We start from the raw sequence: 22,455 nt of genomic DNA on the forward strand, positions 1-22,455 counted from the left end.
GGTCACTCCGCGGCTCAGAGGTCGTACATGTCCGGGGTGAGGACCGCCTCGGTGTCACCGACGCCGAGCTCGTGGGCGCGCTTGTCCGCCATGGCGAGCAGCCTGCGGATCCGGCCGGCGACCGCATCCTTGGTGAGCGGCGGGTCGGAGAGGGCGCCGAGCTCCTCGAGGCTCGCCTGCTTGTGCGCGAGTCGTAGCTGACCGGCCTGGAGCAGGTGGTCGGGCACGCCCTCGCCGAGGATCTCGAAGGCGCGCTCCACGCGGGCGCCGGCCGCGACGGCGGCGCGCGCCGAGCGGCGCAGGTTCGCGTCGTCGAAGTTCGCCAGGCGGTTGGCGGTGCCGCGCACCTCGCGCCGGGTGCGGCGCTCCTCCCAGGTGAGGACGGCGTCGTGCGCGCCCATGCGGGCGAGGAGCGCGGAGATGTCGTCACCGTCGCGGACGACGACGCGGTCGACGCCGCGGACCTCGCGGGCCTTGGCCGACACGTCCATCCGGCGAGCCGCGCCCACGAGCGCGAGCGCGGCCTCCGGGCCGGGGCAGGTGATCTCGAGGGCCGAGGAGCGCCCGGGCTCGGTGAGCGAGCCCCGGGCGATGAAGGCGCCGCGCCACGCGGCGACGGCCTCACCGACGCCGCCGGACACGACCCCCGGCGGGAGCCCGCGCACGGGGCGGCCACGGCCGTCGAGCAGCCCGGTCTGGCGGGCCAGGGACTCCCCGTCCTTAACGACGCGCACGACGTAGCGGTTGCCGCGCTTGAGGCCGCCGCCGGAGACGACGACGACGTCGCTGGAGTGGCCGTAGATCTCCGCCATCGCTTGGCGCAGGCGCCGGGCCGCGACGCCGAGGTCGAGCTCGGCCTCGATGACGATGCGCCCGGAGATGATGTGCAGCCCGCCCGCGAAGCGGAGCGTGGCTGCGACCTCGGCCTTGCGCGTGGACATCCTGTCCACCTGCAGCCTGGCCAGCTCGTCCTTGACGGACGCCGTCAACGACATGGCCGACTTTCTCCCGCTCACCGTGCTCCCTCGTCCCACGGCCCCCGCGCGGGGGCCAGCCTGCACCTTCTCATGGTCTGCCGCTCGATCCTCACGAGGGCCCCGTGGCCTCGCCCACATCGCCCAGCACGTCGTCGAACGCGTCGCGGTAGGCGGCGGCCAGCCGGAGCGGGTCGTGGCGGGGCGTCCCGTCGCCCGCGCGGACCTGCCGCAGGAGCACGCGCGCACCCAGGCCGCGGGCCGCGGCGAGCAGGCCATCGATGTCGTCGACGGCGGCAGGGTCGGCGAGGACGACGTCGATCCGCAGGTCGGGCGCGTGCTCGACGAGCGTGTGGAGGTGGTCGGCCGCCGACATGCCCTCCGTCTCCCCCGCCTGCGCCGAGAGGTTGAGCGTGACGGCGCGCCGTGCGTCGGTCTCCGCGAGGGCGCGGGCGAGCTCGGGCACGAGCAGGTGCGGGATGACCGAGGTGTACCAGGAGCCGGGACCGAGGACGACCCACTCGGCCTCGCGAACGGCGCGGACGGCCTCAGGATGGGCGGGAGGTTCCTCGGGGATGAGGCGGACCGAGCTGATGTTCCCGCTCGTCACCGCCACCCGGGACTGGCCCCGCACGACCCGCTCCTGCTCCGTGCCGTTCATCCGCACGCGCGCCTCGATGTCGAGCGGCACCGCGGCCATGGGCAGCACGCGGCCCCGGGCGCCGAGCAGTCGGCCCACCCAGTCCAGGCCGGAGACCTCGTCGCCCAGCAGGTCCCACAGCGCGACGATGAGGAGGTTGCCCAGCGCGTGCCCGTTCAGCGGTCCGGACGAGCTGAAGCGGTGCTGGAGGACGTCACGCCACGTGAGCCCCCACTCGGAGTCGTCGCACAGCGCGGACAGCGCCATGCGGAGGTCGCCGGGGGGCAGCGCACCGAGCTCGTGCCGCAGGCGGCCGGAGGACCCGCCGTCGTCGGCGACGGTGACGACGGCGGTGAGGGCGCTGCACACGTGGCGCAGCGCCCCGAGGGTGGCGGCCAGGCCGTGCCCGCCGCCGAGAGCCACGACGCGCGGCCCCCGGACGCCCGCTGAGGGCCACTGCTCCGCGGTCACTCCCGCCCCACGTCTCGGTGGAGGGTGCGCACCTGCAGCCCACGGTCACGAAGCTCCTCGCCCATCGCCTCCGAGACGGCCACCGACCGGTGGCGCCCCCCGGTGCAGCCGACGGCGATCGTCACGTTGTTCTTCAGCTCACGCTCGTAGCCGGCGATCACGGGCTCGAGGGTGTCGACGTAGCGGTCGATGAACTCCCGCGCGCCGGGCTGGTCGAGAACGTACCGGTTGACGGCCTCGTCCTTCCCGGACAGGTGCCGCAGCTCGGTCACCCAGTACGGGTTGGAGAGGAATCGGACGTCGACGACGTGGTCGGCGTCGAGCGGCAGGCCGTGCTTGAAGCCAAAGGACACGAGGGTGATCTGGACCGGCTGGGCACCGGCCTCCCCGACGCGCTGGCGGATGTGGCGCGCGAGGTCGTAGGGGCTGAACTTCGTCGTGTCGATGATGGAGTCGGCGCGGCGGCGCAGCTCGGCGAGCAGCTCGCGCTCCTGGGCGATGCCGTCGAGGATGCGGCCGTCCCCCTGGAGGGGGTGGGTGCGGCGGACCTGCTCATAGCGGCGCACGAGCTCGGCGTCGTCCGCCTCGAGGAACAGGATGCGGTACTCCAAGCCATGGCCACGCAGCTCGTCGAGGATGCTGAGGAGCTCGGCGAAGAACTCCCCGCTGCGGACGTCGACGACGGCCGCCAGGCGCTGCACCCCTCCCCCGGAGGCGGTCATCATCCGGGCGAGCGGCTCAAGCATCCGCGGCGGCAGGTTGTCGACGACGAACCAGTCCATGTCCTCGAGCGTGTTGGCCACCCGGGTGCGGCCGGCCCCGGACATCCCGGTGATGATGAGGAGCTCGCGGCGGTCCGCCCCCGGGGGCGGCGTCTCCGCCTCGAGCAGCGGGATGCCCTCCGGCACGGTCTGCGGTGCGCGCTCGTCGCCCTCGGCCGGGCCCTGTCCTCCTGAGGTGCTCATCTCCCTAGGATGCCAGGCCGGATCGGTCGCCGTCGGCGTCCTCGGCCGCGAGGCCGTCCCCGGCAGCGACGGTGGCGTCCGGCCCAGCGGCGGCGTCGGACGTGGCGCCGGTGGTGCCCGCGACGGCCTCCCCGGCAGCGTCGCTCGGAGAGGTGACGGCCTCCCCCGCGGCGTCCGGTGTGGCGCCGGTGGGAGCGGTGACCTCCTCGGCCGAGGGGCCGCTCGGTGCGGTGGGCGCCGTGCGGAGGGCGTCGACGACGGCCTGCGCGGTGCGCGGACCGACGCCCTTGACGGCGGCGATCTCCTCCGCCGTCGCCTTGCGCAGGCCGGCCACCGACCCGAAGTGGGCGAGCAGCGCCTTGGCGCGGGTGGGACCGAGGCCGGGGACGTCGTCGAGGACCGAGCGGGTCATCGCCTTGCTCCGCCGCCCGCGGTGCGCCGCGATGGCGAAGCGGTGGGCCTCGTCGCGCAGCCGCTGGAGGAGGAAGAGCCCGGGGCTGGTCCGCGGCAGGACGAGGGGGAAGTCCTCCCCCGGCAGCCACACCTCCTCGAGGCGCTTCGCGAGGCCGACGAGGGCGACGTCCTCGACGCCGAGCTCCTCGAAGACCCGCTGCGCCGCCGCCACCTGCGGCTGCCCGCCGTCCACGACGACGAGGTTGGGCGGGTAGGCGAAGCGGGTGGGACGCCCCGTCTCGGGGTCGACCGGGCCGGAGACGAGCGGCTTGCCGTCGTCGTCGACCGCGCCCTCGCGGGCGGAGCGGTAGTGGCGGAACCGGCGGGTGAGCACCTCGGCGATCGCCTCGGTGTCGTCCCGGGCGCCGCTGCCGTCCGCGCCGCGGACGACGAAGCGGCGGTAGGCGTTCTTGCGGGGCAGGCCGTCCTCGAAGACGACCATGGAGCCCACCTGGTGGGTGCCCTGGGTGTGGGAGATGTCGTAGCACTCGATGCGGAGGGGCGCCTCCTCGAGGTCGAGGGCCTCGGCAAGGTCCGCCAGCGCCTGGGAGCGGGTGGTGAGGTCGCCCGCCCGCCGGGTCTTGTGGAGCACGAGGGCGTGCTCGGCGTTGCGCCTCACGGTCTGGGCGAGGGCGCGCTTGTCCCCGCGCTGCGGGACCCGCACGGACACGGCGGAGCCGCGCAGGCCGCTGAGCCAGTCGGTCACCTGGGGCAGGTCGGCGGGCAGGACCGGCACGAGCACCTCCCGCGGGACCGCAGAGGTACGGGACGACTCCGTCTCGTCGTCGGCGTCGGTGCCGAGGTCGCCGTAGACCTGCTGGAGGAGCCGCTCGACGAGCTCGGCGTCCGTCGCCTCCTCAACCTTCTCCACCACCCAGCCCCGCTGGCCGCGGACCCGCCCGTCCCGGACGTGGAACACCTGGACGGAGGCTTCCAGCTCGTCGGAGGCCATCGCGAAGACGTCGGCGTCGGTGCCGTCCGGCAGGACGACCTCGTTCTTCTCCACGACCCGCTTGAGGGCGCCGAGGTCGTCGCGCAGGCGGGCCGCGCGCTCGAAGTCGAGCTCGCCGGCCGCGGCCTTCATCTCGCTCTCAAGGCGGCGCACGAAGGGGCGGGTCTGGCCGCCCATGAACGCGCAGAAGTCCTCGGCGAGGCGGCGGTGGTCCTCCACCGAGATCCGCCCGACGCAGGGTGCCGCGCACTTGTCGATGTAGCCGAGGAGGCAGGGGCGCCCGGAGCGCTCGGCACGCCGGTACACGCCGTTGGAGCAGGTGCGCACCGGGAAGACGCGGAGCATGAGGTCGACGGTCTCGCGGATCGCCCACGCGTGGCCGTAGGGCCCGAAGTAGCGGTTGCCCTTGCGGCGGGCGCCGCGCATCACGGTGGCGCGGGGCACCGTCTCGGACATCGTCACCGCGAGGTAGGGGTAGGACTTGTCGTCGCGGTACTTGATGTTGAAGCGGGGGTCGTACTCCTTGATCCAGGAGTACTCGAGCGCGAGGGACGCGACCTCGGTCTCGACGACCGTCCACTCCACCGAGGCGGCCGTCGTCACCATCTGTCGGGTGCGCGGGTGGAGGTTTGCGATGTCCTGGAAGTAGCTGCCGAGCCGTGAACGGAGGTTCTTCGCCTTGCCGACGTAGATGACACGGCCGTGAGCGTCGCGGAAGCGGTAGACGCCGGGCGACGTCGGGATCTCCGACGGACGAGGGCGGTAGGTGGACGGGTCGGCCATACCGCTCAGCCTACGTGCGCCTCCCGGGCGGGCGGCGCCGGCTGCACCCGCACGGGGCAGCTGAGCGAGCGCGCGATGTGGTTCTGCACACGGGCGTCCTCGTGGAGGCGCACGGCCGCCTCCTCGCTGATCGGCAGGGCGTAGGTGACCCGCGGGCGCAGGACGATGTCGGAGAACGGTCCGGAGTTGGCGCCCTCGATGCGCTCGGTCGCCGTCGCGACGTCGGTGTAGCCGACGACGACGACGCCCTGCGCCGCCGCGGTGCGCAGGAACCACAGCATCTGGGACTGGGAGACCGCGCCGACGAAGAGCTCCTCGGCGCGGTACCGGGACACGTCAGCAGCGACCTTGCGGTCGGAGGTGGCGAGCAGGGTCGGCTTGCCCTCGACGCGCACCTCGTGGTCACGGGAGTAGGAGGTGTAGCTCCGCGTCCCGGTGTCGTCCGCGCCGGTCCAGTCCACGGTCACCGTGTAGGTCTGCAGTGCGCCCATGGCGCCACCCTAGCCCGCGGTGACCGTCGTCACGTCGGCTTTGCCACTCAGCCGCCCAGGACTTCCGCGAGGAAGCGGCCGGTGTGCGAAGCCTCGACCTTGGCCACCTGCTCAGGGGTGCCCTCGGCGATGACCGTGCCACCGCCCGAACCGCCCTCCGGACCCATGTCCACGACCCAGTCCGCGTTCTTGATGACATCGAGGTTGTGCTCGATGACGATGACGGTGTTGCCCTTGTCGACGAGGTTCTGCAGCACCTCGAGGAGCCGGCGGATGTCCTCGAAGTGCAGGCCCGTCGTCGGCTCGTCGAGGACGTAGGCGCTGCGGCCGTTCGTGCGGCGCTGGAGCTCGGAGGCGAGCTTGACGCGCTGCGCCTCACCACCCGAGAGGCTCGTGCCGCTCTGGCCGAGGCGGACGTAGCCGAGGCCGACGTCGACGAGGGTGTTGAGGTAGCGGGAGATCTTCTGCGAGGCGGAGAAGAACTCGGCGGCCTCGGAGATCGGCATGTCGAGGACCTCGGCGACCGTCTTGCCCTTGAAGCGCACCTCGAGGGTCTCGCGGTTGTACCGCGCGCCGTGGCACACCTCGCAGGGGACGTAGACGTCCGGGAGGAAGTTCATCTCGATCTTCAGCGTGCCGTCCCCCTTGCACGCCTCGCAACGCCCGCCCTTGACGTTGAAGGAGAAGCGCCCGGGCCCGTAGCCGCGAACCTTGGCCTCCGGGGTCTCGGCGAAGAGCTTGCGCACGTGGTCCCACACGCCGGTGTAGGTGGCGGGGTTGGAGCGTGGCGTGCGGCCGATCGGGCTCTGGTCGACATGGACGACCTTGTCGAGGTGCTCGAGGCCGGTGACGCGGGTGTGGCGGCCGGGGACGCGGCGGGCCCGGTTGAGCTCGTTCGCCATCACCGTGTAGAGGATGCCGTTGACGAGGCTGGACTTGCCCGAGCCGGACACCCCGGTGACGGCGACGAGCACCCCGAGGGGGAAGTCGACCGTGACGTTCTGGAGGTTGTTCTCCCGCGCACCGACGACGCGCACCTTACGGCCCTTGTCGATCGGACGGCGGACGGCGGGCATCGGGATGGAGCGCCGGCCGGAGAGGTAGGCGCCGGTGAGCGACTCCTCGTTCGTCAGCAGCTCGGGCAGGTGGCCGGAGTGGACGATGTGGCCGCCCTGCTCCCCCGCGCCCGGGCCGATGTCGACGATCCAGTCGGCGACCCGGATCGTGTCCTCGTCGTGCTCGACGACGATGAGGGTGTTGCCGAGGTCGCGCAGCCGCACGAGGGTGTCGATGAGCCGGCGGTTGTCGCGCTGGTGCAGCCCGATGCTCGGCTCGTCGAGGACGTAGAGAACGCCGACGAGGCCCGAACCGATCTGGGTGGCGAGGCGGATGCGCTGCGCCTCCCCGCCGGACAGGGTGCCGGCCGGGCGCGCGAGGGTGAGGTAGGTGAGGCCGACGTCGACGAGGAAGCCGAGGCGCGCGTAGATCTCCTTGAGCACCTGGCCGGCGATGGCCCGCTCGCGGGCGCCGAGGTCGAGGGTGTCGAGGAAGGGGGCGATGTCCTCGATGGGCATCGCGCACAGGTCGGCGATGGACAGGCCGCCCAGCTTGACGGCGAGGACCTCGGGCTTGAGGCGCGCGCCCTTGCAGACCGAGCACGCCACCTCGCGCATGTAGCCCTCGTAGCGCTCCCTGGAGGAGTCGGACTCGGTCTCGGCGTGCTTGCGCTCGACGTAGGTGACGGCGCCCTCGAAGCCGGTCGAGTAGGCGCGCTCCCGGCCCCAGCGGTTGCGGTACCGCACGTGGACCTCGTGGTCCTTGCCGTGGAGCACCGCCTCCTTGGCGCGGGCGGGAAGGCTGCGCCACGGGACGTCGACGGAGAAGCCGAGCTCCTCACCGAGCGCGCGGAGCAGGCGCACGAAGTACTCCGAGGACGCGCGGGCCCACGGCTGGACGGCGCCGTCGGCGAGGGTGAGCTCCTCGTCGGGGACGATGAGCTCGGGGTCGACCTCCAGCTTGGAGCCGATGCCGGAGCACTCCGGGCACGCGCCGTAGGGCGCGTTGAAGGAGAAGGTCCGCGGCTCGATCTCCTCCAGCGACAGGGGGTGGTCGTTGGGGCAGGCCCGCTTCTCGGAGAAGCGGCGCTCCCGCTCGGGGTCGTCCTCGGGAAGGTCGACGAGCTCGACGACGAGCAGACCCTCCGCCAGGCGCAGGGCGGTCTCCACGGAGTCCGTGAGGCGCTGGCGCATGGACTCGCGCACGACGAGACGGTCGACGACGACGTCGATGTCGTGCTTGAGCTTCTTCTCCAGCGTGGGCGGCTCCGCGAGGGAGACGACGGCCCCGTCCACGCGTGCGCGGGAGAAGCCGGTGGACTGGAGCTCACGGAAGAGCTCGAGGTACTCGCCCTTCCGGCCGCGCACGACGGGCGCGAGGATCTGGAAGCGGGTGCCCTCGGGCATCTCCTGGAGGCGGTCGACGATCTGCTGCGGCGTCTGCGCGGTCACCCGCTCACCGCACACCGGGCAGTACTGGGTGCCGGCGCGCGCGTAGAGGAGGCGCAGGTAGTCGTAGATCTCGGTGATCGTGCCGACGGTGGAGCGCGGGTTGCGGCTCGTCGACTTCTGGTCGATGGCGACGGCGGGGCTCAGGCCCTCGATGAAGTCGACGTCGGGCTTGTCCATCTGCCCGAGGAACTGCCGCGCGTAGGAGGACAGCGACTCGACGTAGCGGCGCTGGCCCTCGGCAAAGATCGTGTCGAAGGCGAGGGAGGACTTGCCGGAGCCGGAGAGCCCGGTGAACACGACGATGCTGTCGCGAGGAAGCTCGAGGTCGACGTTGCGGAGGTTGTGCTCGCGCGCACCACGGACGAGAAGCTGATCACTCACTCGGCGATGATACGAGCCCTGCCGCTCGGGCGCCTGTACATGTGTTCGACGTCACGGGCGTGTTGCGGCTGGCAGGATCGGGTCATGACCGACCTGACCCCGCTGGGCGGTGCCAGCCTGGAGCGGCTGGCCGTCTCCGCCATGGACAACAACGTCTACCTCCTCACCGCGCGGACCGGCGAGCAGCTGCTCGTCGACGCCGCCGACGACGCGGAGGCGATCCTCGCGATGCTCGGCGACGGCCCGCTGCGGAACGTCGTCACCACCCACGGCCACTGGGACCACCACCGTGCGCTGCCCGCCGTCGTCGCGGCGACGGGTGCGCGGACCGCGGCGGGCGCCCCGGACGCACCGGACCTGCCGGTCCCGGTGGACGTGCTCCTGTCCCACGGTGACCAGCTCACCGTCGACGCCGCCGGCGACCTGGTGCTCGACGTCATCGCCCTGCGCGGCCACACGCCCGGGTCGGTGGCCCTCGCCCTCACCGAGCCCGACGACGCGCCGCACCCCGGGCGCGTGCACCTCGTCACCGGCGACAGTCTCTTCCCCGGTGGCGTGGGCAGGACGACGAGCCCCGCCGACTTCACCAGCCTGCTCGACGACGTCGAGGAGCGGCTCTTCGCCGTCTACCCCGACGACACCGTCGTGTGGCCGGGCCATGGGCTGCCGACCACGCTGGGGACGGAACGGCCGCAGCTGGCCAAGTGGCGCAGGCGCGGCTGGTAGCACGACGGCCCGGCACGCCCCCGAGGGGCGGCCGGGCCGTCGGCGCGCGTCAGCGGTCGACCTGGTCGGCCTCGCGGGCGGTCTTCTTGTTCTTGGCGATGCTCGCGAGCACCGTCACCGTGAGGACGCCGAGGATCCACAGGAGCGAGACGGCGATGCCCGGCTCGGGCAGGCCGTGCCACTCCTCGCCGCCGTTGACGAAGCCCAGCTCGTTGGTGTGCAGGGCGTGGATGACGAGCTTGATCCCGATGAAGCCGAGGATCGCCGCCAGGCCGTAGTGGAGGTAGACGAGCTTCTCGAGGAGCCCGTCGATGAGGAAGTACAGCTGGCGCAGGCCGAGGAGCGAGAAGGCGTTCGCCGCGAAGACGAGGTAGGGCTCCTGGGTGAGGCCGAAGATGGCGGGGATGGAGTCGACCGCGAAGAGGATGTCGGCGCTGCCGATCGCGAGGATCGCGAGGAGCATCGGGGTGATCATCCGCTTGCCGTCGACCTTGGTGACGAGCTTGCCTCCGACATAGTCCTCGGTGACCGGGACGAAGCGGCGCACGAGGCGGACGAAGCCGTTCTCCTGGTACTCCTCGTCCTCGGACACCGTCTCCACGCCCTGCCGCGCCTGGGAGATCGCCGTCCACACGAGGAAGGCGCCGAAGAGGTAGAAGACCCAGGAAAAGTTGTCGATCGCCGCGGAGCCGAGCGCGATGAACACACCGCGCAGCACGATCGCGATGACGATGCCGGCGAGCAGGACCTCCTGCTGATAGTTCCGGGGGACCCGGAACGCCGCGATAATGATGACGAAGACGAAGAGGTTGTCGACCGACAGGCTCTTCTCGGTGATGTAGCCGGCGAAGTACTCCCCGCCGTACGTCGAGCCCCAGATCATCCAGACGATCACGCCGAAGACGAGCGCCATCGCGACGTAGGCGACCGACCACCAGGCCGCCTCGCGCAGCGTCGGTGCGTGGGGAGTCTTGACGTGGCCGACGATGTCGACGGTGATCATCGTGACGATGACCGCGAAGAGGGCGATCCAGGCGATGGCGTGGACGTCCACAGTGCCTCCGGTACGTAGGTGTCGAGGTACCGGAGGTCTCTTCCGCGCACGGACCGCCGGTGGGTCCGACGTTGTGCGCCGGTGGCACCGAGCGGGCATGGACCCGCTGTGATGACGACACCACCGTTGGGGAATACTCCCCTCCGCCGCACGACCCTACGACAAGTCGGGCACCCGGGCACGCAGTCGCCCGGTGAGCGGCGTCACTGAGCCGCCTGCATCTGGCGCAGCTCCTTCTTGAGGTCGCCGATCTCGTCCCGCAGCCGGGCCGCGAGCTCGAACTGGAGCTCCTCGGCCGCGCCGCGCATCTGCTGGTCGAGCTGATGGATGAGGTCGGCGAGGTCGCTTGCGGCGGCGGTGCCCAGGCGGTCGCGCAGGGCGGAGCCGGTCACCTGCCTCTCCTTGGTGCTGGGGCCCTTGCCCGCCTTGCGGTAACCGCCCTCGAGGAGCTCGGCGGTGTCGATCGACTCCCGCGCGAGCATGTCGGTGACGTCGGCGATCCGCTTGCGGAGCGGGGTCGGGTCGATCCCGTGCTCCTCGTTGTAGGCGACCTGCTTCTCGCGGCGCCGGGTGGTCTCCTCGATGGCCTCGGCCATCGCGGCGGTGATCGAGTCCGCGTACATGTGGACCTCGCCGGAGACGTTGCGGGCCGCGCGGCCGATCGTCTGGATGAGGGAGGTCGCGGAGCGGAGGAAGCCCTGCTTGTCGGCGTCGAGGATCGCGACCAAGGAGACCTCGGGCAGGTCCAAGCCCTCGCGCAGGAGGTTGATGCCGACAAGGACGTCGACGACGCCCAGGCGCAGCTCGCGCAGCAGCTCCACGCGGCGCAGGGTGTCCACCTCGGAGTGGAGGTACTGCACCTTGACGCCCCGCTCGAGGAGGTAGTCGGTGAGGTCCTCGGCCATCTTCTTCGTCAGCGTCGTCACGAGGACGCGCTCGTCGCGCTCCGTGCGCGCGCGGATCTCCCCGAGGAGGTCGTCGATCTGCCCCTGGGTGGGCTTGACGACGACCTGCGGGTCGACGAGGCCGGTGGGCCGGATGATCTGCTCGACGACGCCGTCGGACTGGGACAGCTCGTAGCTGCCCGGCGTCGCGGACAGGTAGACGGTCTGGCCGATCCGCTCGAGGAACTCCTCCCACCGCAGCGGCCGGTTGTCCATGGCGCTGGGCAGCCTGAAGCCGTGCTCGACGAGCGTGCGCTTGCGGGACATGTCGCCCTCGTACATGGCCCCGATCTGCGGGACCGTCACGTGCGACTCGTCGATGACGAGGAGGAAGTCCTCCGGGAAGTAGTCGAGGAGCGTGTGCGGCGCGGTGCCCGGGCCACGGCCGTCGATGTGCCGGGAGTAGTTCTCGATTCCCGAGCACGTCCCGATCTGGCGCATCATCTCGATGTCGTAGGTGGTGCGCATGCGCAGCCGCTGCGCCTCGAGGAGCTTGTTCTGGGACTCGAGCTCCTCCAGCCGCTCGGCGAGCTCCTGCTCGATGGTCGCGATGGCGCGCTCCATGCGCTCCGGGCCCGCGACGTAGTGGCTGGCCGGGAACAGGTGGATCGACTCCTCGCGCCGCACGACCTCCCCGGTGAGCGGGTGCAGGGTGTAGAGCGCGTCGATCTCGTCACCGAACATCTCGATGCGGATCGCGAGCTCCTCGTACACCGGGATGATCTCGATCGTGTCCCCCCGGACCCGGAAGGTGCCGCGCGTGAAGGCGAGGTCGTTGCGGGTGTACTGCATCTGGACGAAGCGGCGCAGGAGGTCGTCGCGCTCCATGGTGTCGCCGACCTTGAGCTGGACCATCCGGTCGACGTACTCCTGGGGCGTACCCAGGCCGTAGATGCACGAGACGGAGGCGACGACGACGACGTCACGGCGGGTGAGGAGGTTGTTGGTCGCCGAGTGGCGCAGGCGCTCGACCTCGTCGTTGATCGAGGAGTCCTTCTCGATGAAGGTGTCCGTGCTCGGGACGTACGCCTCGGGCTGGTAGTAGTCGTAGTAGGAGACGAAGTACTCGACGGCGTTGTTGGGCAGCAGCTCGCGGAACTCGGTGGCCAGCTGCGCTGCGAGTGTCTTGTTCGGCGCCATGACGAGGGTGGGGCGCTGGACCTGCTCGACGAGCCACGCAGTCGTCGCGGACTTGCCGGTGCCGGTGGCACCGAGGAGGACGATGTCCTTCTCCCCCGCCTTCAGACGTTCGGTGAGCTCGGCGATGGCGGTGGGCTGGTCGCCGGAGGGTGTGTACTCCGAGACGACCTCGATCGGCGCGACGGATCGCTGGAGGTCGGTGACGGGACGCATGGCATTACGGTACGTCGGGCCACCGACATCGGCGGGGCGACTTCGCGAGGGGCGGACGCCGCTCAGCGGGAGCGCAGCACGCGTCGCCAGGCGGAGAGTGCGAGCCCGCCGGCGAGCAGCAGCCAGAGCAGCGCGGACAGGTGCGGTGAGCCCCACCGCCAGCCCTCCTCGAGGACGTCGCTCACGAGCAGCGCCGCCGGGAACGCCGACAGCACCGTGTAGAACCAGGCCCGCCTGCGCTCGACGACCGGCTCGTCGGCCGGGAACCGCCCGGCGTACTCGGCGGTCGGGCCGAACTCCTCAGCCAGCGGGGTCCCTGCCTCGGCGGCGTGGGACCGAGTCTCCGCCAGGACTTGGGCGACCCGGCGGTCGGTCATGTCACCGCGCTGTCGCAGCGCTGCCGCGAGCCCGGCGAGCCAGGCGTCGTCGTCCGTGTCCGCCGCCACCGGAGCGACCGCGCGCTCCGGCCACAGGCTGCCCACGAGGGCAGCGAGGGCGGCGTACGCCGCGGCGGACAGGACCAGCCACAGGTTGCTCACCTCGATGACGACCGCCTCACTGGTGCCGAGGAAGAAGGCGGCGAGGGCCGCGGCGAGCGCGAGGACGGCAGCGGTGGCGGCGAGCAGCGCCGCGCGCTGCGACCGGGCGCGCAGCACGCGCTCGTGGACGCCGCGCACCACCTGTCCCGTCGTCGCGAGCAGGAGCGGTGCCAGAAGGAGGGGCCACGTGTAGGACTCGCGCCACTCCCGCTGAAGAAGCCTGGCGACGAGGAGGAACACGGTGACGACCGCTGCACCGACGAGGGACGCGATGACGAGCTCGCGCACCGGGGTCTGCCGTGGTGGCTCGGTGAAGGTCTCCCCCTCCGCCCGCCAGTCCTCACGCTGGGTGCGAACCCACGCCACGGGGTCGCCGTAGAGCTCCACGGGGGACTCACCGGACTCGGCGACCTGCCGGTGCGCATCGCCGAGCGCGCGCCGGGCGAGCTCGAGGCGCACGTCCTCCAGGACGAAGCGGGCGGCGGCGACACGCGCCCACTCGGCGTCGGCGGCGACACCGCGGGCGGCGCCGAAGCCATCGGCCAGGTCGAGCAGGGTGTCAGCCATGGTGCTCCTCCGGGTGGTGCGGGCTTCCGAGGGCGTCGGCGAGAGCGGTCCACGCACGGCGCTCGTGCTGGAGGCGCTCGGCGCCCGTGGTGGTCAAGGCGTAGGTGCGGCGGCCGGGGCCGCTCTCCCCCTGGTCCCAGGAGGCCGTGACCGCCCCGTCCGCCTCGAGCGCGCTCAGCAGCGGGTAGAGCGAGCCGCCGCGCGGACGGCCGAGGCCACCGGCGGCGAGGCGCTGGGCGATCGCGTAGCCGTGCAGGGCACCGTCCTCGAGCGAGGCGAGCACCGCCGTCGGGAGCGCGGCGCGCACCCACGGTGTGGGCCAGCGAGGCTCGGATGCGTCGGTCACGTTTCTAAGTACAGCACGTACCTAGATATGCCTGCAAGACCTATCGCCGTCGCGCCTCGGCCGGAGCCGCTCCTCCCACAGCCGGCGCACCTGCGTGAGCAGCTCCTCGGCGCTGCCGGAGTTGTCGAGCCACACGTCGGCGACCGCGCGCCGTTCGGCATCGGTGGCCTGGGCGCGGATCCGGGCGAGCGCGTCCTCGCGCGACATGGCCCGGTCGCGGACGAGCCGCTCGAGGCGCACCTCCTCGTCGGCACCGACGACGGCGACGAGGTCGTAGCGGTCGGCGAGGCCGCGCTCGACGATGAGCGGAACGTCGTGCACGACGACGGCTCCCCGCGGCAGGTCCATCACCCGGCGTGCCGTCTCCGCGGCGATGAGCGGGTGGGTGATCTCCTCGAGACGGGCGCGCGCGGCCGGGTCGGCGAAGACCATCCGACCGAGCGCCGCCCGGTCCAGGGCACCGCCCGCGGTGAGGACCTCCTCCCCGAACTCGGCCACGACCGCCGCCAGCCCCGGGGTGCCGATCGCGACGACCTCGCGGGCGATCGCGTCGGCGTCGACGACGACGGCCCCGAGCCGCTCGAGCTCGCGGGCCACCGTCGACTTGCCGGCACCGATGCCTCCGGTGAGGCCGAGACGGAGCACCTCAGTCCTCCCGGCCGCCGGGGACGACGACGTCCACCGGGTCGGCGAGCACGGTGTCGAGCACGAGGCCCAGGGCGGTGACGACGTCGGCGACGGGCACGACGTCGGCGGCGGGCACGTGGACGAAGCCGGCGGACACGCCGTCGGGCACGGCCGCCAGGGCGGCGTACATGACGGCGTTGCACACGTAGGTGCCGGCGGAGAGGGACAGCTCGGCGGGCAGCCCGGCGGCCCGCACGGCCGCGAGGGCCGCCTTGACGGGGAGCGTCGTGAGGCGGGCCAGCGGCTCCCCCGGCAGGACGGGGACGTCGACCGGCTGGGCGCCGTCGACGTCGGGGATGCGGGCGTCGAGGAGGTTGAGGGCCACGCGCTCCAGGGAGATCCTGTCCCGCCCCGCTGCGAGCCCGACGCCGAGGACGACGGCGGGCCGGTGCTCCACGACGAGGGCCGCGACGCGCTCGGTGGCGCGGGCGAAGGAGACCGGCAGGGTCTCGGTGACGACCGTGACGTCGTCGGGTGGCGACCACTCGCGGGCGAGGGCGTCGACCGCGAGGGCGGAGGGGTTGTCCGCGTGGTCGGAGAAGGGGCCGAAGCCGGTGACGAGGACGGTAGGCACCGGCCGAGCCTAACGACAACAGGCCAGCGGCCCGCCACCCTCTCGGGTGACGGGCCGCTGGTTGCTCGGGTCAGTTCCCGGTGAGCTTCTCACGAAGCGCGGCGAGCGCCTCGTCAGAGGCCAGCGTTCCCGCCGCCTCGACCGGGGCCGAGGTGTAGGACGTGGCCGAACCGGCGCCGGCAGAGGAGCTGCTGGAGCTGGAGCTCGAGGTGGAGCTGGAGCTCGTGGTGGTCGACGCCTCGACGTCGGCCTCCATCGCAGCGGCAACCTGCTGCTTGTGGGCCTCCCAGCGGGAGTGGGCCTCGGCGTACTGCGCCTCCCAGGCCTCGCGCTGGGTGTCGTAGCCCTCGAGCCACTCATTGGTCTCCGGGTCGAAGCCCTCGGGGTACTTGTAGTTCCCCTGCTCGTCGTACTCCGCGGCCATGCCGTAGAGCGACGGGTCGAAGTCGTCGCTGCTCGGGTCGACGCCCTCGTTGGCCTGCTTGAGGGACAGCGAGATCCGACGACGCTCGAGGTCGATGTCGATGACCTTGACGAAGACCTCGTCACCGACCTTCGCGACCTGCTCGGGCACCTCGACGTGGCGCACGGCCAGCTCGGAGATGTGGACGAGGCCCTCGATGCCGTCCTCGACACGCACGAAGGCGCCGAAGGGGACGAGCTTGGTGACCTTTCCGGGGACGACCTGCCCGATCGCGTGGGTGCGGGCGAAGGCCTGCCACGGGTCCTCCTGCGTCGCCTTCAGCGACAGGGAGACACGCTCGCGGTCCATGTCGACGTCGAGGACCTCGACGGTGACCTCCTGGCCGACCTCGACGATCTCGCTCGGGTGGTCGATGTGCTTCCAGGACAGCTCGGAGACGTGGACGAGACCGTCGACGCCGCCGAGGTCGACGAACGCACCGAAGTTGACGATCGAGGACACGACGCCCTGGCGGACCTGGCCCTTCTGCAGGGTCTGCAGGAAGGTGGAGCGGACCTCGGACTGGGTCTGCTCGAGCCACGCACGACGCGAGAGCACGACGTTGTTGCGGTTCTTGTCGAGCTCGATGATCTTGGCCTCGAGCTCCTTGCCCACGTAGGGCTGCAGGTCGCGCACGCGGCGCATCTCGACGAGCGAGGCGGGAAGGAAGCCACGCAGGCCGATGTCGAGGATGAGGCCACCCTTGACGACCTCGATGACGGTGCCGGTGACGACGCCGTCCTCCTCCTTGACCTTCTCGATCGTGCCCCAGGCCCGCTCGTACTGCGCGCGCTTCTTGGACAGGAGAAGCCGGCCCTCCTTGTCCTCCTTCTGGAGGACGAGCGCCTCGATCTGGTCACCGACGGAGACGACCTCGTCGGGGTCGACGTCGTGCTTGATCGACAGCTCGCGGGAGAGGATGACGCCCTCGGTCTTGTAACCGATGTCGAGGAGAACCTCGTCCCGGTCGACCTTGACGACGGTGCCCTCGACGATGTCTCCATCGTTGAAGTACTTGATGGTCTCGTCGATAGCGGCGAGGAGCTCCTCGGCCGACCCGATGTCGTTGATCGCGACCTGCGGGGCAGTCGGCTGAGTGGGCGTAGTGATGGTCATTGAGTTACGGACTCCGATGCGGACAGGGAATAGTGCGGATATGGGTTGTCGGCTCGCACACCGCGCGACCCACCACACGCCCAGCGGAGCTCCGTCCACCAAGGTGTCGCCAGCCGCGAGCACACGTCACCTCGGGTGATCCTACTCGTCCCGACCGGCGGGGACAAGAATCGCTCAGGCCAGCGCGTTGGCCACCCGGATGAGCTCCTCCGGGACCGGCTTGGCCTTCCCCGCGACCTCCTCGAGGGGCACGAGGACGACCTCCTCGCCACGCAGCGCCGTCATGACGCTGGTGCGGCCCTGCTGGAGGGCGTCGACGGCGGCGACGCCGAAGCGAGAACCGAGGATGCGGTCGGAGGGCAGCGGGGTGCCGCCACGCTGAACGTGACCGAGCACGGTGACTCGCGTGTCGAACCCGGTGCGCGCGGCGATCTCCTCGGCGACCCGCTCACTGATGGCGCCGGAGACGATCTCCCCGAACTTCCCGTACTTGGTCTCCCACTCCATCGAGGAGCCCTCGGCCGGGATGGCCCCTTCGGCGACGACGACGATCGAGAAGGAGGCGTGGGCCCGGTGCCGGTGCTTGAGGTAGCGGGTGACCCTGTCGATGTCGAAGGGCTCCTCGGGGGTGAGGACGACCTCCGCGCCGCCGGCGATCCCGGCCTCGACGGCGATCCACCCGGCGGAGCGGCCCATGAGCTCGACGACCATGACGCGGTTGTGGCTCTCCGCCGTCGTGTGGAGCCGGTCGATGGCCTCCGTGGCGATGTGGACCGCGGTGTCGAAGCCGATCGAGCGGTCCGTACCGGCGACGTCGTTGTCGATCGTCTTGGGGATCGCGACGATCTTGATGCCCGTCTCGGCCACCTTGCTCGCCGCGTGGAGGGTGCCGTCGCCGCCGATGCAGATGAGCGCCTCGATCCGCTCGGCCTCGAGGGTGGCGCGCACGGCGTCCATACCGCCGTCGGCGGAGTGCGGGTGGTAGCGGGCGGTGCCGAGCAGGGTGCCACCGGTGTCGAGGACGCCGCGGATGTCGTTGCGCGTGAGCGGCATGATGTCGCCCTCGGCGACGCCCTTCCACCCGTTGCGGAAGCCGATGATCGAGTGCCCGTACTCCCCCAGTGCGCGCTTGACGACCGCTCGGATCGCCGCGTTGAGTCCGGGGCAGTCACCGCCACCGGTGAGCAGACCGATTCGCACGTGTGGGCTCCTGTACTTCGGGGGTGGCGCCGGGGCGCCGGGACCACGAACCACCCTATCGGCGCCCCGCCGTGCCACTCGCCGCCGAAGGTCCCCCGCCGACGCCGCCACCAGCCGCCGACAGCCGGATCCCGCCCGCCGCTCCCGGTCGCCGGCCCTCACTCCCGTCATCGACAGCCGGATTCCGCCCGCCGCTCCCTGTCGCCGGCCCTCACTCCCGTCACCGACAGCCGGATTCCGCCCGCCCCTCCCGGCCTCGGTCAGGCGCGGTGGGTGACGAAGATGGCGGTGCCCGGGACGTAGCGCCCGCGGAGCGGGCCCCACCCGCCCCAGACCTGCCGGTTCTCCTCCTGCCACTCCGGCTCGACGACGTCGTCGACGACGAGCCCGGCGCCAGTCACCTCCCGGACGTGGTCCCCCATGGTGCGGTGGTACTCGGCGTAGAGGGGTGCGCCGTCGCCGTCGGTCTCGACGTAGGGGGTGCGGTCGAAGTACGAGCGCAGCACCCGCATGCCGGCGGACGTGGGGTCGTCGGGGAAGACCCAGCGCACCGGGTGGACGACGGCGAACACCCAGCGGCCCCCGGGGCGCAGCACGCGGGCGACCTCGGCGTGGACGCGCGCGGCGTCGGGGACGAAGGCGATCGCGCCGAAGGACGTGAAGGCGAGGTCGACGCTCTCGTCGGCCAGCGGCAGGGCGCGGGCGTCGGCGACGACGGCCGGTACCCGCCGGCCGGTGCGGCGGTCGAGCTCGGCAGACTGGGCGAGCATGCCGGGGGCGATGTCCGTGGCCAGCACGTGTGCGCCGCGCCCGGTGAGCCACCGCGAGCACTGGGCGGCACCGGCGCCCACCTCGAGCACGCGGAGGCCGCTGACGTCACCGAGCAGGCCGGCGTCCTCCTCGCGCAGCCCCTCGGGGCACCAGCGGAAGTCGGCGTCGCCGAGGAAGGCCCCGTGCTCGTCGATGTACTCGGCCGCGTTCTCGCTCCACCACCTGCCGTTCGCGCGCGCTGCCGCCGCCGAGTCGACCTCCCAGAAGCCCACCCCGCTCATGCTCGTGACCTGCCCGCCACTGCCGGCCTCAGTGGGCGGCCTCGTGCCAGGAGCGGCCGTGACCGACGGAGACGTCGAGGGGCACCTGGAGCTCCGCGGCGGCGGCCATCCGCTCCCGGACGAGCGTCTCGACGGTCTCCTCCTCCCTGGGTGCCACCTCGAGGACGAGCTCGTCGTGGACCTGGAGCAGCAGGCGCGAGCTCAGGCCGGCGGCGTGGAGTCCGCGCTCGACCTCGACCATCGCGACCTTGATAATGTCGGCGGCGCTGCCCTGGATCGGCGCGTTGAGGGCCATCCGCTCGGCCATGTCCCGGCGCTGGCGGTTGTCGCTCGTGAGGTCGGGGAGGTAGCGCCGCCGGCCCATGATCGTCTCGGTGTACCCGGTGCGGCGCGCCTCGTCGACCACCCCGCCGAGGTAGTCGCGCACCCCGCCGAAGCGCTCGAAGTAGTCGTCCATGAGCGTGCGGGCCTCACCGACCTCGATCCGCAGCTGGCGCGAGAGTCCGAAGGCGGACAGGCCGTAGGCCAGGCCGTAGCTCATCGCCTTGATCTTTGCGCGCATCGCGCTCGTCACCTGGTCGGTGGGTACCTCGAAGACGCGCGAGCCGACGTAGGAGTGGAGGTCCTCCCCGCTGCGGAAGGCGTCGATGAGGCCCGGGTCCCCCGAGAGGTGCGCCATGATCCGCATCTCGATCTGGGAGTAGTCGGCGGTCAGCAGGGTGGCGAAGCCCTCGCCGACGACGAAGCCGCGGCGGATCCGCTGGCCCTCCTCGGTGCGCACCGGGATGTTCTGGAGATTGGGGTCGGTCGAGCTGAGCCGGCCGGTGGCGGCGATCGTCTGGTGGAAGGTCGTGTGGATGCGGCCGTCCGGGGCGACCGAGCGCAGCAGCCCCTCGACCGTCTGCCGCAGCCGAATCGCGTCTCGGTGGGCGAGCAGGTGGGCGAGGAAGGGGTGCTCCGTCTTGGCGAAGAGGTCGGCCAGGGCGTCGGCGTCGGTCGTGTAGCCGGTCTTGGTCTTCTTCGTCTTCGGCATCTCCAGCTCGGTGAAGAGCACCTCCTGGAGCTGCTTCGGGGAGGAGAGGTTGACCTCGTGACCGATGACGCCGTACGCGGCGGCGGCCGCGTCCTCGACGGCGGTGCCGAAACGGTCCTCGAGCTCGCGGAGGTACTCGAGGTGCGCCGCGATCCCGGCGCGCTCCATGCGCGTGAGGACCCCGAGGACGGGCAGCTCGAGGTCGGCGAGGAGGTGGCCGGCGCCGCGGTCCTCGAGCTCGCCCTGGAGGACGGTGGTGAGGTCGCGGACGGCGACGGCGCGCACTCCGGCCTGCCGCCCGGCGGCGGAGTCGTCCAGGACGAGCATCCCCTGCCCGCCGGCACCCTCCTCGGCGACGAGCTCGCGGCGCAGGTGGCGCAGCGTGAGGTCGGCGAGGTCGTAGCGGCGCTGGTCGGGGCGGCACAGGTAGGCGGCCACGGCGGTGTCGAAGGCGATGCCCTCGAGGGTCAGGCCGCGCCCGGACAACGCGTGGGCCGCGGCCTTGGCGTCGTGGAGCGTCTTCGGTGCGGCGGGGTCGGCCAGCCACGCCGCGAGGACGGCGTCGTCCTCCGGGGTGATCGTGGTGAGGTCGAGGGTAGCGGCGGAGGCGGCGTCGTCGGCGAGGGCGAGTGCCCACGCGTCCCCCGTGCCCTGCGCGGAGGTCCCGGTGACCTCCAGACCGAGCAGCCGCCCGCGGCGCGGCTCGAGCCAGCCGGCGAGCTGCCCCGGCCCGAGGGCGGTGACGTCGACGTCGACGCCCTGGTCGGCCGCGGGGGCCGCCTCGGCGGGCAGGCTGGCGAAGAGCCGCTCGCGCAGGACGGCGAACTCGAGGGCGTCGAACACCGAGTGGACGGCCTCACGGTCCACCGCCTTGCGGGCGAGGTCGTCCACCTTGACCGGGAGCTCGACGTCGGTGAGGAGGCGGTTGAGCTTGCGGTTGAGGGCGACCTGCTCGAGGTTGTCGCGCAGCGACTGCCCGGCCTTGCCGGTGACCTCCTCGGCGCGCGCGAGGATGCCCTCGAGGCCGTCGTAGACGCCGATCCACTTGGCGGCCGTCTTCGGTCCCACCCCGGGCACGCCCGGGAGGTTGTCGCTCGTCTCGCCGACGAGGGCCGCAACGTCCGGGTAGCGTTCGGGCGGCACCCCGTACTTATCGAGGACCGCCTGCGGGGTCATCCGGGCCAGCGAGGAGACGCCCTTGACCGGGTAGAGGACGGTGACGTCCTCACGGACGAGCTGGAAGGTGTCGCGGTCACCGGAGATGACGAGCACGTCGAGGCCGTCGGCCGCGCCCTGCGTGGCGAGCGTGGCGATGATGTCGTCCGCCTCGACGCCCTCCTTGGTGAGGTGCGGGATGCCCATCGCGTCGAGCACCTCGACGATGAGGGCGACCTGCCCGCGGAAGGGCTCGGGGGTGGCGTCCCGGGTGGCCTTGTACTCGCTGTACTGCTCGGTGCGGAAGGTGGTGCGCCCGGCGTCGAAGGCGACGGCGATGTGGGTGGGCTCCTCCGCGGCCAGCAGGTTGATCAGCATCGACGTGAAGCCGAAGACGGCGTTGGTCGGCTGGCCGGTCGTCGTCGAGAAGTTCTCCACGGGCAGGGCGTAGAAAGCGCGGAAGGCCATGGAGTGGCCGTCGACGACGAGGAGGCGGGGGCGGTCGGTGCTCGTGCTCACGCCCCCAACCCTAGGTGGCGGCACCGACACCGCGCTCCAGCGACGAGCCGGTGGGCGCCCGGGGGCGTGGCAGGCTGGGCCCATGACGAGCACCGACCCCGACCTCCTCGCGCGCCTCCAGGACTCCGTCGGCGACCTGGGCACGCTCACCCAGCGCCTCGGCATCGAGCTCCTCACCGTGAGCTCGGAGCGCGTCTCGGCCCGGATGCCGGTGGAGGGCAACACACAGGTCGTGGGTCTGCTCCACGGCGGCGCGTCGGCCGCGCTGGCCGAGACGGTCGGCTCCGTGGCGGCGACGCTCCACGCCGGGGCGGGCCGGGGCGCGGTCGGCGTCGACCTCAGCGCCACGCACCACCGCGCGGTCCGCTCGGGTTTCGTCACCGCCGTCGCCACCCCCCTCCACCTGGGCGGGCGGCTGGCGACCTACGACGTCACCATCACCGACGAGGACGGGCGGCGCGTGTGCACCGCCCGTCTCACGTGCATGCTCGTCGACCGCACGTAGGCGGC

At 72.0% G+C, this 22,455-nt stretch carries 18 protein-coding genes; 2 read left to right on the top strand and 16 right to left on the bottom strand.

All coding sequences use genetic code 11. From position 1 onward, the window contains the following. Positions 1–14: 14 nt before the first annotated feature. The 6 genes from whiA to uvrA all read right to left on the bottom strand — a co-directional run bounded on the left by whiA (position 15) and on the right by uvrA (position 8,617). Entirely contained in the window at positions 15–995 is a 981-nt protein-coding gene (gene whiA / locus M3148_RS03325) for a DNA-binding protein WhiA (protein WP_251303218.1), read from the bottom strand. Positions 996–1,086: 91 nt separating this feature from the next. Next, positions 1,087–2,085, bottom strand: coding sequence for a gluconeogenesis factor YvcK family protein (locus M3148_RS03330; RefSeq protein ID WP_251303219.1), 999 nt, complete (start codon positions 2,083–2,085; stop codon positions 1,087–1,089). Continuing rightward, a complete protein-coding gene (gene rapZ, locus M3148_RS03335; RefSeq protein ID WP_251303220.1) occupies positions 2,082–3,050 on the bottom strand; it encodes an RNase adapter RapZ in 969 nt (322 codons plus the stop codon). The genes M3148_RS03330 and rapZ overlap by 4 nt, the downstream gene beginning before the upstream one ends. A gap of 4 nt (positions 3,051–3,054) precedes the next feature. After that, positions 3,055–5,238, bottom strand: a complete 2,184-nt coding sequence (gene uvrC / locus M3148_RS03340) for an excinuclease ABC subunit UvrC (RefSeq protein ID WP_251303221.1) — start codon at positions 5,236–5,238, stop codon at positions 3,055–3,057. Between the two features lie 5 nt (positions 5,239–5,243). Further along, positions 5,244–5,729, bottom strand: a complete 486-nt coding sequence (locus M3148_RS03345; protein WP_251303222.1) for an OsmC family protein — start codon at positions 5,727–5,729, stop codon at positions 5,244–5,246. A 47-nt stretch (positions 5,730–5,776) separates the two neighbouring features. After that, positions 5,777–8,617 carry an excinuclease ABC subunit UvrA gene (uvrA, locus tag M3148_RS03350; RefSeq protein WP_251303223.1) on the bottom strand — a complete coding sequence of 947 codons (2,841 nt, stop codon included), beginning with the start codon at positions 8,615–8,617 and terminating at the stop codon, positions 5,777–5,779. An 84-nt stretch (positions 8,618–8,701) separates the two neighbouring features. Between uvrA and M3148_RS03355 the strand changes: the two genes are divergently transcribed. Beyond that, positions 8,702–9,343 (top strand): MBL fold metallo-hydrolase, encoded by a 642-nt coding sequence (locus M3148_RS03355; protein WP_251303224.1) that lies wholly within the window; start codon positions 8,702–8,704, stop codon positions 9,341–9,343. Positions 9,344–9,392: 49 nt separating this feature from the next. On the opposite strand, the gene M3148_RS03360 is transcribed toward M3148_RS03355, so the two are convergent. From M3148_RS03360 to polA, 10 genes are all read right to left on the bottom strand, one after another. Beyond that, on the bottom strand, positions 9,393–10,397 hold the full coding sequence (locus tag M3148_RS03360) for a TerC family protein (RefSeq protein ID WP_251303225.1): 1,005 nt from the start codon (positions 10,395–10,397) through the stop codon (positions 9,393–9,395). A gap of 203 nt (positions 10,398–10,600) precedes the next feature. After that, positions 10,601–12,694 carry an excinuclease ABC subunit UvrB gene (gene uvrB / locus M3148_RS03365; protein ID WP_251303226.1) on the bottom strand — a complete coding sequence of 698 codons (2,094 nt, stop codon included), beginning with the start codon at positions 12,692–12,694 and terminating at the stop codon, positions 10,601–10,603. A gap of 62 nt (positions 12,695–12,756) precedes the next feature. Next, positions 12,757–13,800 (bottom strand): hypothetical protein, encoded by a 1,044-nt coding sequence (locus tag M3148_RS03370; RefSeq protein WP_251303227.1) that lies wholly within the window; start codon positions 13,798–13,800, stop codon positions 12,757–12,759. After that, positions 13,793–14,146, bottom strand: coding sequence for a PadR family transcriptional regulator (locus M3148_RS03375; RefSeq protein ID WP_251303228.1), 354 nt, complete (start codon positions 14,144–14,146; stop codon positions 13,793–13,795). The genes M3148_RS03370 and M3148_RS03375 overlap by 8 nt, the downstream gene beginning before the upstream one ends. 21 nt (positions 14,147–14,167) lie before the next feature. Continuing rightward, complete coding sequence (gene coaE / locus M3148_RS03380) at positions 14,168–14,791, bottom strand: dephospho-CoA kinase (protein WP_251303229.1); 624 nt, start codon at positions 14,789–14,791, stop codon at positions 14,168–14,170. Position 14,792: 1 nt separating this feature from the next. After that, positions 14,793–15,407: a pyroglutamyl-peptidase I family protein gene (locus M3148_RS03385; protein ID WP_251303230.1), complete on the bottom strand. Its 615-nt coding sequence runs from the start codon at positions 15,405–15,407 to the stop codon at positions 14,793–14,795. Positions 15,408–15,477: 70 nt separating this feature from the next. Further along, positions 15,478–16,986 carry a 30S ribosomal protein S1 gene (gene rpsA, locus M3148_RS03390; protein WP_251303231.1) on the bottom strand — a complete coding sequence of 503 codons (1,509 nt, stop codon included), beginning with the start codon at positions 16,984–16,986 and terminating at the stop codon, positions 15,478–15,480. A 174-nt stretch (positions 16,987–17,160) separates the two neighbouring features. Continuing rightward, positions 17,161–18,186 (bottom strand): 6-phosphofructokinase, encoded by a 1,026-nt coding sequence (locus M3148_RS03395; RefSeq protein ID WP_251303232.1) that lies wholly within the window; start codon positions 18,184–18,186, stop codon positions 17,161–17,163. Between the two features lie 260 nt (positions 18,187–18,446). Continuing rightward, the gene (locus M3148_RS03400) at positions 18,447–19,238 is read right to left on the bottom strand and encodes a class I SAM-dependent methyltransferase (RefSeq protein ID WP_251303233.1); all 792 of its coding nucleotides are present in this window, start codon (positions 19,236–19,238) and stop codon (positions 18,447–18,449) included. A gap of 28 nt (positions 19,239–19,266) precedes the next feature. Beyond that, on the bottom strand, positions 19,267–21,894 hold the full coding sequence (polA, locus tag M3148_RS03405) for a DNA polymerase I (RefSeq protein WP_251303382.1): 2,628 nt from the start codon (positions 21,892–21,894) through the stop codon (positions 19,267–19,269). Positions 21,895–22,027: 133 nt separating this feature from the next. Between polA and M3148_RS03410 the strand changes: the two genes are divergently transcribed. After that, entirely contained in the window at positions 22,028–22,450 is a 423-nt protein-coding gene (locus M3148_RS03410) for a PaaI family thioesterase (RefSeq protein WP_251303234.1), read from the top strand. Positions 22,451–22,455 lie beyond the last annotated feature (5 nt).

It is taken from the genome of Georgenia satyanarayanai (assembly GCF_023715365.1).
Taxonomy (GTDB): domain Bacteria; phylum Actinomycetota; class Actinomycetes; order Actinomycetales; family Actinomycetaceae; genus Oceanitalea; species Oceanitalea satyanarayanai_B.